10 protein-coding genes and 1 other RNA gene are annotated in these 18,450 nt (G+C 59.7%); 3 read left to right on the forward strand and 8 right to left on the reverse strand.

The annotated features are described in order from the left end of the window. Positions 1–25 precede the first annotated feature (25 nt). Positions 26–2,113 carry a DNA polymerase III subunit gamma/tau gene (dnaX, locus tag AB7M26_RS25515; protein ID WP_123496444.1) on the reverse strand — a complete coding sequence of 696 codons (2,088 nt, stop codon included), beginning with the start codon at positions 2,111–2,113 and terminating at the stop codon, positions 26–28. A 98-nt stretch (positions 2,114–2,211) separates the two neighbouring features. After that, the gene (locus AB7M26_RS25520; protein WP_123496442.1) at positions 2,212–3,957 is read right to left on the reverse strand and encodes a putative bifunctional diguanylate cyclase/phosphodiesterase; all 1,746 of its coding nucleotides are present in this window, start codon (positions 3,955–3,957) and stop codon (positions 2,212–2,214) included. A 398-nt stretch (positions 3,958–4,355) separates the two neighbouring features. Between AB7M26_RS25520 and AB7M26_RS25525 the strand changes: the two genes are divergently transcribed. Further along, positions 4,356–4,682, forward strand: coding sequence for a helix-turn-helix domain-containing protein (locus tag AB7M26_RS25525; protein ID WP_007905395.1), 327 nt, complete (start codon positions 4,356–4,358; stop codon positions 4,680–4,682). A gap of 169 nt (positions 4,683–4,851) precedes the next feature. On the opposite strand, the gene ffs is transcribed toward AB7M26_RS25525, so the two are convergent. The 6 genes from ffs to AB7M26_RS25555 all read right to left on the reverse strand — a co-directional run bounded on the left by ffs (position 4,852) and on the right by AB7M26_RS25555 (position 14,297). Next, an RNA gene (gene ffs, locus AB7M26_RS25530) (signal recognition particle sRNA small type) lies at positions 4,852–4,948 on the reverse strand. A gap of 201 nt (positions 4,949–5,149) precedes the next feature. After that, positions 5,150–6,313: a zinc-binding metallopeptidase family protein gene (locus AB7M26_RS25535; protein WP_123496440.1), complete on the reverse strand. Its 1,164-nt coding sequence runs from the start codon at positions 6,311–6,313 to the stop codon at positions 5,150–5,152. 209 nt (positions 6,314–6,522) lie between these two features. After that, positions 6,523–8,880 carry an NAD-dependent DNA ligase LigA gene (gene ligA, locus AB7M26_RS25540; RefSeq protein ID WP_123496438.1) on the reverse strand — a complete coding sequence of 786 codons (2,358 nt, stop codon included), beginning with the start codon at positions 8,878–8,880 and terminating at the stop codon, positions 6,523–6,525. 156 nt (positions 8,881–9,036) lie between these two features. Further along, positions 9,037–9,888 (reverse strand): cell division protein ZipA, encoded by an 852-nt coding sequence (gene zipA, locus AB7M26_RS25545; protein ID WP_008067907.1) that lies wholly within the window; start codon positions 9,886–9,888, stop codon positions 9,037–9,039. A 258-nt stretch (positions 9,889–10,146) separates the two neighbouring features. Continuing rightward, entirely contained in the window at positions 10,147–13,635 is a 3,489-nt protein-coding gene (smc, locus tag AB7M26_RS25550; RefSeq protein WP_123496436.1) for a chromosome segregation protein SMC, read from the reverse strand. Between the two features lie 2 nt (positions 13,636–13,637). Beyond that, a complete protein-coding gene (locus AB7M26_RS25555; protein WP_123496434.1) occupies positions 13,638–14,297 on the reverse strand; it encodes a GntR family transcriptional regulator in 660 nt (219 codons plus the stop codon). Between the two features lie 266 nt (positions 14,298–14,563). Here AB7M26_RS25555 and xdhA point away from each other — a divergent pair, with 266 nt between their 5' ends. Both xdhA and xdhB read left to right on the forward strand, forming a co-directional pair. Beyond that, positions 14,564–16,018 (forward strand): xanthine dehydrogenase small subunit, encoded by a 1,455-nt coding sequence (xdhA, locus tag AB7M26_RS25560; protein ID WP_123496431.1) that lies wholly within the window; start codon positions 14,564–14,566, stop codon positions 16,016–16,018. After that, complete coding sequence (gene xdhB, locus AB7M26_RS25565; protein WP_123496429.1) at positions 16,011–18,410, forward strand: xanthine dehydrogenase molybdopterin binding subunit; 2,400 nt, start codon at positions 16,011–16,013, stop codon at positions 18,408–18,410. The genes xdhA and xdhB overlap by 8 nt, the downstream gene beginning before the upstream one ends. Positions 18,411–18,450 lie beyond the last annotated feature (40 nt).

Genomic DNA, 18,450 nt, shown 5'->3' on the forward strand with positions numbered 1-18,450 from the left:
GAATGTGGCCAAGCGCCTTCAGTTATTAGCCCTGACTGACCAGGGCCTCGACAGGTTCAATAGTATCGTGACGGACCACCGCCTCGAACTGCTGCATCATTTGCTGGATGAACGGATCGCCGTGGATCGATTCCTCGGCCTCACGCTGACGATTGGCACGACGCCGGGACGAGGCCTGAGCCGGGGTTTCCTGCTCGGGCTTGATCAGCTCCATGTTCAGGGTCAGCGTGCGCCCGTGAAACTGGTTCAATGCATCGTTGAGGCGACGTTGTTGTGTCGCGTTGAACAAGGCGCTGTGGGCCGGGTCCAGGTGCAACAACCAATGGTCGCCATCGACGGCGATCAGCGTGCAGTTGGCGGCGATGCTGGCGGTCATGCCGGATACCGGCAGTTTCGGGAATATCTCCAGCCATTGCAGGGCAAGGCCGGTGGCCGGCATCGCGGCCGGTTCTGGCTCGGGTTCCGGCGCAGGTTCCGCGGCGTGCTCACTGGCCAGTTCATCGAGATAGCTATAGGCCGAGTCCATGTCCGGCTCAATGTAGTCCTCGTCCAGCGGCGGCTCGTCGTCCTGATCCAGGCCTGGCGTGGCGGCATCGACTTCAGCCACGGACGGTTCCGGGATCGGCGCAGCGGCCCATTCCGGCGCATCCGGCACCACACTGTCCGGCGTCGGCATAGGCATCGGTGGCAATTCGGGTTGTTCGCCAGCCGTTTCCAGCACCGGCTCGATGGCAGGCTGCTGGACAACTTCGGGCTCTACCGGGTCGTTCCACGGCAGATCGACGACCTCTTCGACCGCTACGGGTTCGACAACAGGCTCAGGCTCGGGCGCGATCACTGGCTCGACCGGCTCAGGCGCAGCTACCGGGACAGGGGCTGGTGCAACCACAGGCGCAACCGGAAGCGGTGTAACGGCCGTAGAGACTACCGGCGCAACAACCGGCGCGGCAGCCACTGAGTTTGCGGAATCAACTGTGGCCTGGCTGATCCCCACTGGCTTTAGCGGTTGCCTCGGCGCGTCCGCGGTATCTGCCGGCCGGAACGCGAGCATTCGCAGCAGGACCATTTCGAAGCCACCGCGCGGGTCCGGCGCCAGCGGCAAATCCCGCCGACCGATCAGGCCCATCTGGTAATAGAACTGCACGTCTTCAGCCGGCAATGCCTGGGCCAAAGCCAATACGCGATCACGGTCGCCATGGCCGTTGTCGACGCCTTCAGGCAGGGCCTGGGCGATGGCGACACGGTGCAGCACATTGAGAGTTTCCGAGAGCACGCCGTTCCAGTCAGGGCCTTGTTCGGCCAGATGACGCACGGCTTCGAGCAACGCCTTGGCGTCGCCTTCGATCAGCGCATGCAAAACGTCGTAGACCTGGCCGTGATCGAGCGTACCGAGCATGGCCCGCACGTCGGCGGCCATGACCTTGCCTTCACCGAAAGCGATGGCCTGATCGGTCAGGCTCATGGCGTCGCGCATCGAACCGTCGGCGGCGCGGCCGAGCAGCCACAGCGCATCGTCTTCGAACGGCACGTTCTCGACGCTCAGCACGTGGGTCAAATGCTCGACCACCCGCTCCGGGGTCATGTTCTTCAGGGAGAACTGCAGGCACCGAGAAAGAATCGTTGCAGGAAGTTTCTGCGGATCGGTGGTGGCCAGGATGAACTTGACGTAGGGCGGCGGCTCTTCAAGGGTTTTCAACAGCGCATTGAAGGAATGGCTGGAGAGCATGTGCACTTCGTCGATCAGGTAAACCTTGAAGCGCCCGCGGCTCGGCGCGTACTGCACGTTGTCGAGCAGCTCGCGGGTGTCTTCGACCTTGGTCCGGCTCGCGGCGTCGATCTCGATCAGGTCGACGAAGCGGCCTTCATCGATTTCGCGGCACACCGAGCACTCGCCGCAGGGGGTCGAAGTGATACCTGTTTCACAGTTCAGGCATTTGGCGATGATCCGCGCGATGGTGGTCTTGCCGACCCCGCGGGTACCGGTAAACAGGTACGCGTGGTGCAGCCGCTGGCTGTCCAAGGCATTGATCAGAGCCTTGAGCACATGGGTCTGGCCGACCATTTCGCCGAACGAGCGCGGACGCCATTTACGTGCAAGAACCTGATAACTCATCGAAAACCGTCGCAACGAAGGAACAGAAGCGGCTAATGCTAGCGGAGCAAGGCCAAAATTGCATCCGGTGCGCTCGTCTATTCTGGCTAAGCTGCACTTTAAGGGGCTTTTATTGGCTCAGGTTTGAGCCGTAGCGGAGCGTTTAAGGCTGTCTGGCCGAGCGCCTGCCATTGCGACGGGGCGACAAACCTCGCCACCCAGTCCGGCACCTCACCGGGCGGCATGGGGCGCGCGATGAAATAGCCTTGAGCGACTTCGCACCCCAGCCGCAACAGCAATTCACCGTGCTCAACGCTTTCCAGCCCCTCGGCAATCACCTGCCGGCCGAACGCCCGGGCCAAGCCAATCACTGCTGTGGTCAGGGCCAGGTCGTCACGGTCATTCAGAATGTCGCGCACGAACGACTTATCAATCTTGATGGTTTGGGTGCGTAAACGCTTGAGGTAACTCAAGGACGAGTAACCCGTACCGAAATCTCCCAGGGAAAACTGCACCCCCAACGCCTGACAGGCCTGCAAACAGGCACTGACATGCTGGATATTCTCGATCGCCACCGACTCGACGATTTCCAGATCGAGCATCTGCGGGGCGACCTGGGCATGTCGAGCGAGTACCTGCCTGAGTCGCTCGACGAAATCGGCGCGCTGAAAATGTCGCGCCGCGATATTGATACTGACCGGCCAGCCCTGCCCCGCTTGCTGCCAACGGTGCAATTGCGACAGAACCTGATCCATCACCCATTCACCGATATCGATGATCAGGTCGGTGTCCTCCACCAGCGGCAAAAATTCCCGAGGTGGCACCATGCCGTTTTGCGGATGTTCCCAACGCAACAACGCCTCGAACCCGACGACCACGCCACGGCGCATGTTCACCTTGGGCTGGAAATGCAGGCGTAACTCACCGGCGGCCAGCGCCTGACGCACCCGCTCTACGGTCTGGTGAGTGACCTTGACCTCCTGATCCCGCGAGACATCGAATAGATGAAAGCGGTTTCGCCCGCGCTGCTTGGCCACGTACATCGCCTGATCAGCGTGGCGTAGCAGGGTTTCGGCATCTTCGTTGTCATGGGGAAACAGGGTGACGCCGATACTGGCAAACACATTGATGTCCTTGCCGTGCAGTGTGTAAGGCGCAGAAATCGCCCCCAACACGCGATTCAGCGCCGCACGCAACTCCTGCAGATCACGCACATAACGCAACACCAGCACGAATTCGTCACCGGCCAGTCGCGCCACGACGTCTTCGCCGCGCACAATGTCACGTAAACGCTTGGCCACTTCCACCAGCAACATATCGCCACTGGCGTGACCGTAACCGTCGTTGACCGCCTTGAACCCATCGAGGTCAAGCATGCACACCGCCAACGGAATGTTTTCATGCCGGGAGAATTCCAGCGCCTGATCGAGCAAATCCGACAGGAATGCGCGGTTGGGCAGCCCGGTCAGCACGTCATGGCCGACCCGCCATTGCAGGGATTGCAGCAGTTGGCGTTTTTCGCTGATGTCGAAACGAATCGACAAGTATCGGTGAACGCGCCCGGTGGCGTCATCGAACACCGGCACCATGGTGCTGTCGACCCAATACAGGCTGCCATCCTTGGCGCGATTACAGATCTCGCCCTTCCAGATATTGCCCAAGGCGATGGTGCGCCACATGGCGGCGAAGAAATCGGCGGAATGCAGGCCGGAGTTCAGCAGGCGATGGTTTTGCCCCAGCAGTTCTTCACGGCTGTAGCCGGACACGGCGCAGAACTGATCGTTGACATAGGTAATCCGGCCGTTCAGATCGGTCTCGGAAAAAATGGCGGCTGCATCCACGGCCCTGCGGTATTTCTCATCCATGAGTCAGGCTCACTGTCGCTAGCGGTGGTACCGCTCGACCAGCGCAGGATGCCCGGAAGAGATGTTTTGAGACGTACGGCGCAGAGACACGTTATTACTCCATGAACAGCATTTGATGGCCCCCGGACCGCCGAAGATCCAGGGCATAGTAGCAACACCGACTCTGGTAATATTTCGCGAGGCTTCAGACCGTCAGCGGCCTTTGTGCATACCCGGCAGGGAACGCAATGCTGGCTTTTTCATATCGCCTAAACTTCAGAAAGCAGATCACCCCAAAACTCTTCGAAGCGGCGATTCTACGAAATGCATCACATTTTGCAAAGCAAGGTGATGGATCATGCAGTTGCCTAATGCAAAAATCTATCGTTAAGTTCTTGATTCTAAATGGGAATTGAGCGATGCAAATTTCAAGTTTGGGTCCGGCCATCCGACGCTACCGTAAGGTCGCAGGGCTTACTCAGGCTGAACTCGGCGAAAAAACCGGTTTTGACCCCAAAACCATCAGTCGCTTCGAAACAGGCACCTATACCCCCAGCGTGGAAGCATTGTTTTTGCTTGCCGACGTGCTGGGCGTGAAGCTGAAAGCCTTTTTCGCAGATCTGGAAGACGAAGATGAACAGCGGGCGTACCTGTTCAGCGTCATACACAAAGCCACCCCGAAGGATCTGGGAAAGCTGATCGCAGCGGTTGACCAGGCCTTGTCCAAGCCTAGTGCCAGTAAATGAAAAAAGGAGGCCGATCTGTCGAATGCGACAGATCGGCCTCCTTTTTTGTATCCCACGCTTTAATTCGGAAACGACGAAACACCGCCCTGGATGAGCTCCATGGCGGGGGAAAAACAGTATTTTTAGATAGAAAGCACGAAAGAGGGTTCGTGCTGCGTTATGGAGGCAACCCCACCAGCCACACCCCGGCACACAATGTTCCCGCTGTGGCTGCTTCCTTCCGGATCTGACCAGGTTCACGGGTAATCGTTGCGGGGGGACCGATGGGGTCACCATAACGACGCTCACCTGACGGCGAGCCGCGCCATTGTACCTATCTGAGACGAAGTTACAACCGTTCGCGGAGATTAAAAAATATGAGCCGCGTCAAGGACATGCGCTGGCCTTTAAAGATCGCAGCCTGCGGCAGCTCCTACATGGATCGGCGTACACCTGTAGGAGTTGCCGCAGGCTGCGATCTTTTGATCCTATTGCGCCAACACCTCATCCGCCCTGCCGCCCTCTTGCTGGATCACCAGATGAATGAAGTGCAGCTTGGCAATCACCGCCGGCGGCAGGACGAACGGGTAAAAATCCGGCTGGCCCATGCTGCGCGACAATTCGTTGAGCATGCCGGCCAGTTCGATCCACGCATTGACGAACGACAGGAACGCCGGGCCGCCAGGGTGTTGCGGGTCGAATAGCGTACTGGGCGGAAACGGCTGGTAATCGAAATCCATTTCCTGCGCACTCATGCCAAACCCCAGGGCAGTGTCCACTGCATCCATCATGTGCAGGTAGTGAGCCCAGGTTTCCGCCCAGTCTTCCCAGGGGTGCATGGTGGCGTAGGCGCTGACGTAATATTGCTGCCAGTCAAGCGGCGTGCCTTGCTGATAATGCCGCTCAAGGGCCTCGGCGTAGCTTGCTCGTTCGTCGCCGAACAGACCGCGAAACGGTTCCAGCCAATGACTGTTAGCGACCAGGTGATCCCAGTAGTAATGCCCTACCTCGTGACGAAAGTGACCGAGCAGCGTGCGATAAGGTTCGTGCATCTGCACGCGGACCTGCTCGCGATGGGCATCGTCGGCTTCCTTGATATCGAGGGTGATCAGACCGTTGGCATGCCCGGTGGTCGGCGGTTTGCCTTCGAGGTCGATACCGATGAAATCGAAGGCCAGACCGGTTTCTTCCTCCACGGTTTTCGGAATGACTGACAAGCCCAGGCTGATCAGCTGCGCCACCAGACGACGCTTGGCGATTTCCACTTTGCGCCAGCGCTCGTGATTCTCGGGGATCGACAGGTCGGGGATGGTGCGATTCAGGCTACAGGCAATGCACAAGGCATCGTGATCGTTGGCCGGCAGCAGCCAGTTGCATGCGGCTGGAGAATCGAGATTGGCGCAGCGACGGAACACACCCGCATCGGGATCGGCGTCGAGCAACCAGGTATCCGCTTGCGGGCCGGGCTGCAACGACGACAAGCGACTCTGCTGCGGCTGATAGCCCAGCGCTGCCGAACAGGCCAGGCACTGACTGTTGCGAAAGAACAGCGACTGCCCACAGCGGCAATGCCAGACCTTGCTGTTGCGCGAACGCTCGCCCATGAAGGGTGCGGCGATGCGTGAACTGAGCTGTTCGAAGAAGCGGTACATGGCGATCTCTCCCTTGGGGCCTGCCAAGACTAGATCATTCCTCCAACATGATCGTTCCACGTACTTTGTGGCGAGGGGGCTTGCCCCCGTTCGGCGGCGAAGCCGTCGCAAAACCTGCTTGCACGGTATGCCTGACAGATCGCGGTTGCTTGTTTTAGGGCCGCTACGCAGCCCAACGGGGGCAAGCCCCCTCGCCACAGGTCCTGCACTTAGATCGAGATGTTGTATTCCTTCAGACGCGCCACAAACGCCTCTTCATCCAGCACCTTCAACCCCAGCTCATTGGCCTTGGCCAACTTCGAGCCCGCGCCCGGACCGGCGACCACGCAATGGGTCTTGGCCGACACGGAACCGGCCACCTTGGCACCGAGGCTTTCAAGTTTGTCCTTGGCGACATCGCGACTCATCAGCTCCAGCGAGCCGGTCAGCACCCAGGTCTGCCCGGCCAGCGGCAACCCTTCGACGACTTTTTTCTCGCTCTGCCAATGCATGCCAAAATCGCGCAACTGCTTTTCGGCCGCTTCAGCGAGTTGGCGATGTTGTGCCGCCGCAAAGAACTCGCGAACCGAAGTAGCCTGTTTTTCCGGCAGTGCCTGACGCATGTCCAGCCAATCAGCACTCATCACCGCTTCGAGCGAGCCGAACTTGTCCGCAAGCTTCTGCGCCCCGCCCGGCCCGACCGACGGAATGTGCAATTTATCGAGGAAGCCACCCAGCGTGGTACTGGCGGAAAACTCAGCACCCAGCTCGCCCTGATCCTGAATCTGCAGGCCGTGCTTGAGCAGATCCGCGATCACCTGCCGGTTGTGCGCATCTTCAAAGAAACTGTGAATCTCGTGAGCCACTTCCAGCCCGACATCCGGCAGGTACGTGAGCACCTGCGGCAACGCCTGCTGAACACGCTCCAGCGAGCCGAGAGAACGCGCGAGGACCTTGGCCGTCTCTTCGCCGACATCGGGAATACCCAAGGCGTAGATGAACCGCGCCAGACTCGGCTGCTTGCTGTCTTCGATGGCGCCGAGCAGGTTCTTGCTCGACAGTTCGGCAAAGCCTTCCAGGTCGACGATCTGCTCGAACGTCAGGGCGTAGAGGTCAGCCGGCGAACTCACCAGGCCTTCGTCCACCAGTTGCTCGACGCTCTTCTCGCCCAGCCCTTCGATGTCCATGGCGCGGCGCGAGACAAAGTGAATGATCGCTTGCTTGAGCTGTGCACCGCAGGCCAGACGCCCGACGCAGCGATACACCGCGCCTTCGCTGATGGTCTCGCGCCCCTTGCTGCGCTTGACCAGTTGCGTGCGCTCGACATGGGAACCGCAGACCGGGCATTGCTCGGGAATCTGCACCGGCCGGGCATTCTCCGGACGGCGCTCGGTGACCACTTGCACCACTTGCGGGATCACGTCACCGGCGCGGCGGATGATCACCGTGTCACCGATCATCAGGCCCAGTCGCGCCACTTCATCCATGTTGTGCAAGGTCGCGTTGGCCACGGTGACACCCGCGACCCTGACCGGTTTCAAGCGTGCCACCGGCGTCACGGCACCGGTGCGACCGACCTGGAATTCCACGTCGAGCAGTTCGGTGAGTTCTTCCATCGCCGGAAATTTGTGGGCAATCGCCCAACGCGGTTCGCGAGCGCGGAAACCCAGTTCACGCTGGGACGCAACGCTGTTGACCTTGAACACCACGCCGTCGATTTCATACGGGAGCGCATTGCGACGCTCACCGATGTCGCGGTAGTAATCCAGGCATTCTTCGATGCCATGCGCCAGTTTCAACTCATGACTGATCGGCAGCCCCCAGGCTTTGAGTTGCTGCAGATTGCCAATGTGCGTGTCGGCAATATCCGCCGAAATCTGGCCAATGCCGTAGCAGCAGAATTCCAGCGGGCGATTGGCGGTGATCTTCGAATCCAGCTGCCGCAAGCTGCCCGCCGCCGCATTACGCGGGTTGGCGAAGGTCTTGCCGCCGACTTCCAGTTGCGTGGCGTTAAGCCGCTCGAAACCGGCCTTGGACATGAACACTTCACCCCGCACTTCCAGGGTCGCCGGCCAACCGGTGCCATGCAGCTTGAGCGGAATATTGCGCACGGTGCGCACGTTGACGCTGATGTCTTCGCCGGTGGTGCCATCGCCGCGAGTGGCGCCGCGCACCAGCACACCGTCCTGATACAGCAGACTGACCGCCAGGCCATCGAGCTTGGGTTCGCAGCTGTACTCCACCGCTGCACCAGCGCCGAACAAGTCGCCGACTGGTAGATCCAGCCCTTCCGTCACCCGGCGATCGAATTCGCGCATGTCGGTTTCTTCGAAGGCGTTACCCAGGCTGAGCATGGGCACTTCGTGACGCACCTGAGTGAACGCCGACAGCGCCGCGCTGCCGACACGCTGAGTCGGCGAGTCGCTGGTGATCAATTCGGGATGGGCCGCTTCGAGGGCCTTGAGCTCGTGGAACAAGCGATCGTATTCGGCATCCGGAATGCTGGGTTCATCCAGCACGTGATAACGATAGTTGTGCTGATCGAGCTCGGCGCGCAGCTCTAGAATGCGGTTTTTGGCGGCGGTCATGGGTGTTCTCTCATAAAGCAAAAGAGCAGCCGAGGCTGCTCTATCTCATTTCTTCAAGATCAAGAGATCGCAGCCTCGTTTCACTCGACAGCTCCTACAGAAAATCGCGAACCCTGTAGGAGCTGTCGAGTGAAACGAGGCTGCGATCTTTTGACTTTAACGCTTCTGGGTCAAAGCGCGACGCTCGAACTCAACGATGCGCTGACGGTAGTGCTCAATCGTTTGGGCTGTCAGCACGCTGCGCTGGTCGTCTTTCAGTTCGCCGTTCAGCTCCTGGGACAGTTTGCGAGCCGCAGCCACCATCACGTCGAAGGCTTGCTTGGGATGACGCGGGCCTGGCAGACCGAGGAAGAAGCTCACCGCCGGGGTGCTGAAATGATCGATATCATCCAGATCGAAGACACCCGGCTTGACCGCGTTGGCCATGGAGAACAGGACTTCGCCGTTACCGGCCATGCTTTCATGACGGTGGAAAATGTCCATCTCGCCGAAACGCAGACCGCTTTCCAGAATGTTCTGCAGCAGTGCCGGGCCCTTGAAGCCAGCCGGGTCGCGGCAGATCACGCTGATCACCAGCACTTCTTCGGCTTGCGGCTGATCTTTCTCGGCCGAGCTGGCAGGCTTGGTGTCATCCGGGAAATCGTCGTCACGGCTGTTGAAGCTCGGGCCGCCGTCCAGATCCAGATTGAGATTCAAGTCGCCTTGCGACGGCTCGCCATGGCCACGCTTGCCGCGCTTGGAACCCGACTCGCGAGGTTCACGGGCAGGCATGCTCACCGACGGCAGATCATGCTCGTCCAGTTGCGGTTCTTTATGGGTATCCAGCACGCGGGGCGGGCCCAACAGCTCGGCGCTGGTGTCCTCATCCGGCAAATTGGACAAACTTCGGTCAAGACGGAATTTCAGTTTTCCCTTGCCGCCGCGCATGCGACGCCAGCCATCGAAAAGAATACCGGCAATGACAATAATGCCGATGACGATCAGCCACTCGCGCAGACCGATTTCCATGTAATCCCGTGCCTCTATAAAAAATGCTGAAAAATAAGGGGTTTACATTGTGTAAACCGCTTTAAAACGTGGCGCCAACTCTATGTTCTGACAGGCGTTTTGCCCACGTATACGAAAAATTGACATTAAACTAGCACGACCAAAGGCAACTTTACACCGTCTCTCACAGTGGCTTGCGCGAATTATGTCGATTGGCCAGCAAGTCAAGGCAGGTAAAAAGCCCTACAGCTCAAAAATACTTGCCCTACACGCAATGACTCAGGCGTCCACCATGGCCATCGCCTCCTCCACATCCACTGCCACCAGACGCGAGCAACCGGGCTCGTGCATCGTCACCCCCATTAATTGATCGGCCATTTCCATAGCGATCTTGTTGTGGGTGATGTAGATGAACTGCACCGTCTGCGACATTTCTTTGACCAGCCGTGCGTAGCGTCCAACGTTAGCGTCATCCAATGGCGCGTCAACCTCATCGAGCATGCAGAACGGCGCCGGATTCAACTTGAAGATGGCAAAAACCAGGGCCAATGCGGTCAGGGCTTTTTCGCCACCGGAGAGCAAATGGATGGTGCTGTTCTTCTTTCCTGGCGGCTGCGCCATGATCGTTACCCCTGTATCGAGTAGATCTTCGCCCGTCAGTTCCAAATACGCGCGCCCTCCACCGAAAACTTTTGGGAAAAGGGCCTGTAAACCGCCATTGATCTGATCAAAGGTATCTTTGAAGCGGTTTCGGGTTTCCTTGTCGATCTTGCGAATGACGTTCTCGAGCGTGTCCAGCGCTTCCACCAGATCGTCGTTCTGAGCATCCAGATAACGTTTACGCTCGGATTGTTGCTGGTACTCGTCGATGGCTGCGAGGTTGATCGCCCCGAGGCGCTGAATTCGAGCGGCGATGCGCTCGAGTTCTTCTTCGGCGTCTTTCTCGTTGGCCCCGGCCAGCAGCGTGGCGAGCACGCCGTTGAGGTCGTAGCCGTCTTCGAGCAATTGATCCTGCAACGTCTTGCGTCGCACCGTCAGCGCTTGCCATTCCATGCGCTGCTGCTCGAGCTGGCTGCGAATCAACTGCGATTGCTGCTCGGCCTGAGTGCGGCGCTTCTCGGCATCGCGCAGTTCGCGGTCGGCATCCTCCATGGCCATTTGCGCGGTCTTGAGTTCTTCGTCAACCGTCATGCGCTTGTCGAGCAGCTCTTCGAGTTTCAGCCGCAGCTCTTCCAGCGGCGCCTCGCCCTCTTCCAGGTTGAGGCTCAACTGTTCGCGCTTCTCGGTCAGGCGCTCGGACTGCATTTCCAGCCGTTCAAGGGCCTGGCGAGTGGAGTCGTGTTGCGCCTTCAGCGAACCGAGGCGCACCGCCAATTGATGCGCATGATCCTTGTGCTGTCGGGCTTCTTGACGCACCCGGTCGAGGCGTTCGCGCAGGCTGTCGCGCTGAGCCAACAGCAATTCACGCTGCTCGGTGTCCAGCGCCATGCTATCGAGAGCCTCCTGCAATTGCAGGCGCGCTTCGCCGATGTTTTCGTGCTCCAGGGCGCGCTGTTCACTCAACTCGGTGAGTTCTTCATCGAGACGGGTACGGCGCAACGTCAACTGCTCGACCTTGGCTTTGCCGGCGGACAGCTGGGCTTTCAATTCGCCTTGCTGACGGGCTTCGTCTTGCAGCAAACGGCGCAAATGTTCGCGGCCGTTTTCCTGCTGACGCTGTTGCGCCCTGAGATTCTGAAGTTGGGTTTCCAGGGTTTCGACCGTCGCTTCGCGCTCTTCGCGTTCAAGGCCCAAGCGCTGGATTTCCTGGCCTCGGGCGAGTACGCCGCTTTCCGCTTCGCTGGCCCGGCGCACACGTAAAAAGTGTCGGCCGACCCAGTAACCGTCGCGGCTGATCAGGCTTTGCCCGGCCGCCAATTGCCCGCGCAAGGCCAAGGCTTGCTCAAGGCTGTCGACCGGTTTGACCTGTCCCAGCCATGGCGACAAATCAATCTGCGCCTCGACCTTGTCGAGCAAACTGCCGGGCACTCGCACGCCATCGGCAGCCGGGCTGAGCAGGCGCAAATCGCCTTGGGCAAACCCGGCCAGATCGAAATCACCGAAGTCATCCACCAGCACCGCTTGCAGGTCGGCGCCGAGCACGGTTTCTACCGCCAGTTCCCAACCGGCCTCGACCTTCAGACCTTCGGCCAGACGCGGACGATCCGCCAGATGCTGTTCGCGCAGCCATTCGGCAGTGCCGGTGCCGGGATCGAGCGCGGCTTGCTGCAAGGCTTCCAGCGACGCCAATCGCCCGTTGAGCCGCTGCAAATCACCTTGGGCTTGCTGCTGCGCCGAAAGCGCTTGCTGCAACTCCTGACGCAGTTGCTCAAGGCGTTCGACCTGAGCTTCTTCGCTGGCCTGCAAGTCTTCGAGCGTGGCCTCAGACGCAGCCAGCTGCTCGCTGAGTTCCATGATCGCCGCGTCTTCCGGGTCCGCCGATAGCAACGCACGCTCTTCACCAAGACGCTTCTGACGATCGGCCAAACGCTCCATGCTGGTTTCCAGCTGCTGGATCCGCGACTGCTGAACTTCAGCCTGACGGCGTGGTTCGGCGGCGGTGAGGTTGAACGTGTCCCACTGCTCCTGCCAACCGTGCATGGTGGTTTCGGACTCTTCCAATGCCGCAGCAGCTTCTTCGGCGGCGGCGCTGGTGACTTCCTGTTCCGGCGTGAGCATGTCCAGCTCTTCGCCCAAGGTCAGCAGCAAGGTGCGGTCGTGGCCCAGGTGAGATTCGGTTTCCAGCCGCGCACGCTCGGCTTCTTTCAGGTCGTCCTGTAGCTGACGCAAACGTTGCTGACCGTGCTGAATACTCTGCTCGACCCGGGCGATGTCGCCGCCGACCGAATAGAAACGCCCCTGCACCAGATTGAAGCGTTCGGACAGATCGTGATGACCGTCGCGCAGGCGTTCGATGGCCGCGTCGGCATTGCGCTGCTCAGCCACCAGGGCTTCAAAGGTGACTTCCTGGGTGCCGATGATCGACTCGCGCTGGCCGACCTGCTCGTTCAACGCCTGCCAGCGCAGGGCCGATAGCTGGGCCTTGAGCTGGCGCTCTTCGCCTTTGTATTCCTGATACTTCTTGGCGGCCTCGGCCTGGCGGTGCAAGCGTTCAAGCTGACGCTCGAGCTCTTCGCGCAGGTCGGTCAGGCGGGCAAGGTTTTCGTGGGTGCGGCGGATACGGTTTTCAGTCTCGCGCCGACGTTCCTTGTACTTGGAAATACCAGCGGCTTCTTCGATGAAATTGCGCAGGTCTTCGGGCTTGGACTCGATCAGCTTGGAGATCATGCCCTGTTCGATGATCGAATAACTGCGCGGGCCCAGACCGGTGCCGAGGAAGATATCGGTGATATCGCGGCGGCGGCATTTGGTGCCGTTGAGGTAGTAAGTGGTCTGGCTGTCGCGGGTCACTTTGCGGCGAATGGAAATTTCCGCATAGGCCGCCCATTCGCCGAGCAGCGTGCCGTCGGAGTTATCGAATACCAGCTCAATGCTCGCCTGACTCACCGGTTTACGGCTGGTCGAGCCGTTGAAGATGACGTCGGTCATCGACTCGCCGCGCAAGTTCTTGGCCGAGCTCTCGCCCATCACCCAACGCACGGCGTCGATGATGTTCGACTTGCCGCAACCATTGGGGCCGACCACCGCCGCCATGTTACTGGGGAAGTTTACCGTGGTCGGGTCGACGAAGGATTTGAACCCCGCCAGTTTGATGCATTTGAGCCGCACGCTTAAGCGACCGTCAGGGCAGAGACCACCAGATCGCAACTGCGCTGGGCATACGCCGTCAGCACCACGCGGATCTGAGGAAAGTCACGAGCCAGCACGGCAGCGAGCAAGCGTTCGAACAGCTCGAGGAACTCGCTCATCGAGGCCTTGCGCTGATCCAGCGCGAGGAAATACGCGCGGCTCATGGCCGGTTGCAGGTTTTCGACGGTTTCCTGCAAGTACGGGTTGTTGGCGAACGGGTACGCGGCGCGCATCACACTGAAGCTGTCGTCGACGAACGTGCGGATGTCCTGGCGTTCGTAGCTGGCGGTCAGGCGCTGCTGGATCTCCATGAACGGCGCCATGTCGGCCTGGACTTGCCAGCCGCTGGCCACGGCGTTGCCGAGCAGAATGTACAACTCGCTCATCAGCGTACACAGGCTCTGCACCTTGTGCGCCGTCAGTTCGGTCACGTGGGCGCCACGTCGCGGCAAAATCGCGATCAAGTGGCGGCGCTCAAGGATCAGCAAGGCTTCACGGACTGAACCGCGGCTGACATTGAGCGCCAGCGTGACCTTCTGTTCCTGGATGCGCTCCCCCGGCTTCATTTCGCCGCGAATGATACGTTCGGCGAGGTGGTGAGCGATTTGCTCGGCGAGGCTGTCCGGCGCCTTGAACGTCATGGTTGTCCTTCAAACTCTTCGATCTGCACAAGCGGCGCAGTGTAGCGCAATTGATGGGTCATGGCGGAGTGCCCACCCAGCGGTTTTTGGCACGATTCAAGCAAACAGCAAGCTATCCCGTGAGGGTCAATAATGAAGGAACGAGTCGTTGATCGACAAAATGCCATTTCCTGACCTTTAAGTCAGAAAATCATTGACCGAAAAGTCAGACCTGATAAATTCGGCTCATGTCGGTTAACAACAATAATGAGTTTGCGAGGCCTTCCGTGATCCAGTTTTTACTAAACCAGGAACTCCGTAGCGAGCACGCCCTGGACCCGAACCTGACCGTGCTCAATTACCTGCGCGAACATGTGGGCAAACCCGGCACCAAAGAAGGCTGCGCCAGCGGTGACTGTGGCGCCTGCACCGTGGTGGTCGGCGAGTTGCAGACGGACGACGATGGCCGCGAACATATTCGCTATCGCAGCCTCAATTCGTGCCTGACGTTCGTCTCCTCCTTGCACGGCAAGCAACTGATCAGCGTCGAAGACCTCAAGCACCAGGGCGAGCTGCACAGCGTGCAAAAGGCCATGGTCGAGTGCCACGGTTCGCAATGCGGTTTCTGCACGCCGGGCTTCGTGATGTCGCTGTTCGCGCTGCAAAAGAACAGCGACGCACCCGATTCTCATAAAGCCCACGAAGCCCTGGCCGGCAACCTCTGCCGCTGCACCGGTTATCGGCCGATCCTGGCCGCTGCCGAGCAATCTTGCTGCGGCAAACAACCCGACCAATTCGATGCTCGCGAAGCGGAAACTATCGCTCGCCTGAAAGCCATCGCCCCCACCGATATCGGCGAACTCAATAGTGGCGACAAGCGCTGCCTGGTGCCGCTGACCCTGGCCGATCTGGCCGACCTCTATGACGCTTATCCACAAGCTCGCTTGCTGGCCGGTGGGACGGATCTGGCGCTGGAAGTCACCCAGTTTCACCGCACTTTGCCGGTGATGATCTACGTCGGCAACGTCGCTGAAATGAAACGCATCGAACGCTTCGACGATCGCCTGGAAATCGGCGCCGCCACCGCCCTCTCCGACTGCTACGACGCCTTGAAGGCCGAGTACCCGGACTTCGGCGAATTGCTGCAACGTTTCGCTTCCTTGCAAATCCGCAACCAGGGCACCCTCGGCGGCAACATCGGCAACGCCTCGCCAATCGGTGACTCACCACCGCTGCTGATTGCCCTCGGCGCGCAGATCGTCCTGTGCAAGGGCGAAACTCGCCGCACCATGGCCCTGGAAGATTACTTCATCGATTACCGGGTGACCGCGCGCCAGGAAAGCGAGTTCATCGAAAAGATCATCGTGCCGCGGGCCAGCGTTGAACAACTGTTCCGCGCCTACAAGGTTTCCAAGCGTCTGGACGATGACATTTCCGCCGTTTGTGCCGCGTTCAACCTGCGCATCGACACTGGCGTGATCGCCGACGCCCGCGTTGCTTTCGGCGGCATGGCGGCCATTCCAAAACGCGCCAAGCACTGCGAAGCCGTTCTGCTCGGCGCGCCGTTCAACAACGCCACCCTCGAACGCGCCTGCGCTGCATTGGCCGAAGACTTCACGCCACTCTCGGACTTCCGCGCCAGCAAGGAATATCGCCTGCTCAGTGCGCAAAACCTGCTGCGTAAATACTTCATCGAACTGCAAACACCGCACATCGAGACTCGGGTGACCGCTTATGTCTAATCATCACGCTGTAGAGAAGACCCAAGCCGAACTGGCTGAACTGTTCGCCAAGGACCTGACCACCGGTGTCGGCCGCAGCGTCAAGCACGACAGCGCCGACAAGCACGTGTCCGGTGAAGCGCAGTACATCGACGATCGGCTGGAATTCCCCAATCAGCTGCACGTTTACGCACGGCTGTCGGACCGCGCCCACGCGAAAATCATCAGCATCGACACCAAGCCCTGCTACGCCTTCGAAGGCGTGCGCATCGCCATCACCCACGAAGATGTGCCGGGCCTGAAAGACATCGGCCCACTGTTGCCGGGTGATCCGTTGCTGGCCATTGATGACGTGCAATTCGTCGGTCAACCGGTACTGGCCGTTGCGGCGAAAGACCTGGAAACCGCACGCAAAGCAGCGATGGCCGCGATCATCGAATACGAAGATCTGGAACCGGTTCTGGACGTGGTCGAAGCCCTGCGCAAACGCCATTTCGTGCTCGACAGCCACACCCATCAGCGTGGCGATTCGGCCACTGCGCTTTCTACTGCCGAACATCGCATCCAGGGCACGCTGCACATCGGCGGCCAGGAACACTTTTATCTGGAAACCCAGATCTCTTCGGTGATGCCGACTGAAGACGGCGGCATGATCGTTTACTGCTCGACCCAGAACCCCACTGAAGTGCAGAAACTGGTGGCGGAAGTGCTGGACGTGTCGATGAACAAAATCGTCGTCGACATGCGCCGCATGGGTGGTGGTTTCGGCGGCAAGGAAACTCAAGCGGCAAGCCCGGCGTGCCTGTGCGCGGTGATCGCGCACCTGACCGGCCAGCCGACCAAGATGCGCCTGCCGCGTGTTGAAGACATGTTGATGACCGGCAAGCGTCACCCGTTCTACGTCGAGTACGACGTGGGCTTTGACAGCACCGGTCGCTTGCATGGCATTGCGCTGGAACTGGCCGGCAACTGCGGTTGCTCACCGGATTTGTCGGCATCGATTGTCGACCGCGCGATGTTCCATGCCGACAACTCTTACTACCTGGGCGATGCGACCATCAACGGTCACCGCTGCAAAACCAACACTGCGTCGAACACCGCTTACCGTGGTTTCGGCGGCCCGCAAGGCATGGTCGCGATCGAAGAAGTGATGGACGCGATTGCCCGCCATCTGGGCCTCGATCCGCTGGCCGTGCGCAAGGCCAACTACTATGGCAAGACCGAGCGCAACGTCACCCATTACTACCAGACCGTCGAGCACAACATGCTCGAGGAAATGACCGCCGAACTGGAAGAAAGCAGCCAGTACGCCGAGCGTCGCGAAGCGATCCATCGCTACAACGCCAACAGCCCGATCCTGAAAAAAGGCCTGGCGCTGACCCCGGTGAAATTCGGTATTTCCTTCACCGCCAGCTTCCTCAACCAGGCCGGTGCGCTGATCCACATCTACACCGACGGCAGCATCCACCTGAACCACGGCGGCACCGAAATGGGCCAGGGTCTGAACACCAAGGTTGCGCAAGTCGTGGCTGAAGTGTTCCAGGTGGAAATGGACCGCGTACAGATCACCGCGACCAACACCGACAAGGTCCCGAACACCTCGCCAACCGCTGCTTCGAGCGGCGCCGACCTCAATGGTAAAGCGGCGCAAAACGCGGCTGAGATCATCAAGAAACGCCTGGTGGAATTCGCAGCGCGGCAATACAAGGTCAGCGAAGAAGACGTGGAATTCCACAACGGTCACGTGCGGGTTCGCGATCACATCCTGACGTTTGAAGCGCTGATCCAGCAGGCCTATTTCGCCCAGGTTTCACTGTCGAGCACCGGCTTCTACAAGACCCCGAAAATCTACTACGACCGCAGTCAGGCACGGGGGCGGCCGTTCTACTACTACGCCTTCGGTGCAGCCTGCGCCGAGGTGATCGTCGACACCCTGACCGGCGAATACAAGATGCTGCGCACCGACATTCTTCACGACGTCGGCGACTCGCTGAACCCGGCGATCGACATCGGTCAGGTCGAGGGTGGTTTCATCCAGGGCATGGGTTGGCTGACCATGGAAGAACTGGTGTGGAACAACAAAGGCAAACTGATGACCAACGGCCCGGCCAGCTACAAGATCCCGGCGGTGGCAGACATGCCGCTGGACCTGCGGGTGAAGCTGGTGGAAAACCGCAAGAACCCGGAAGACACGGTGTTCCATTCCAAGGCCGTGGGTGAGCCGCCGTTCATGCTCGGCATCGCCGCGTGGTGCGCGATCAAGGACGCCGTGGCCAGTTTGGGTGACTACCAGCATCAACCGAAAATCGACGCACCGGCGACGCCGGAGCGGGTGTTGTGGGGGTGCGAGCAGATGCGCCAGTTGAAGGTTGCGAAGGCTGTCGAGGCTGAAACCGAGTTGGCTTCGCTGTAAAACCGCGTCGCGGCCATCGCAGGCAAGCCAGCTCCCACAG

Source organism: Pseudomonas sp. F-14 TE3482, assembly GCF_053629455.1.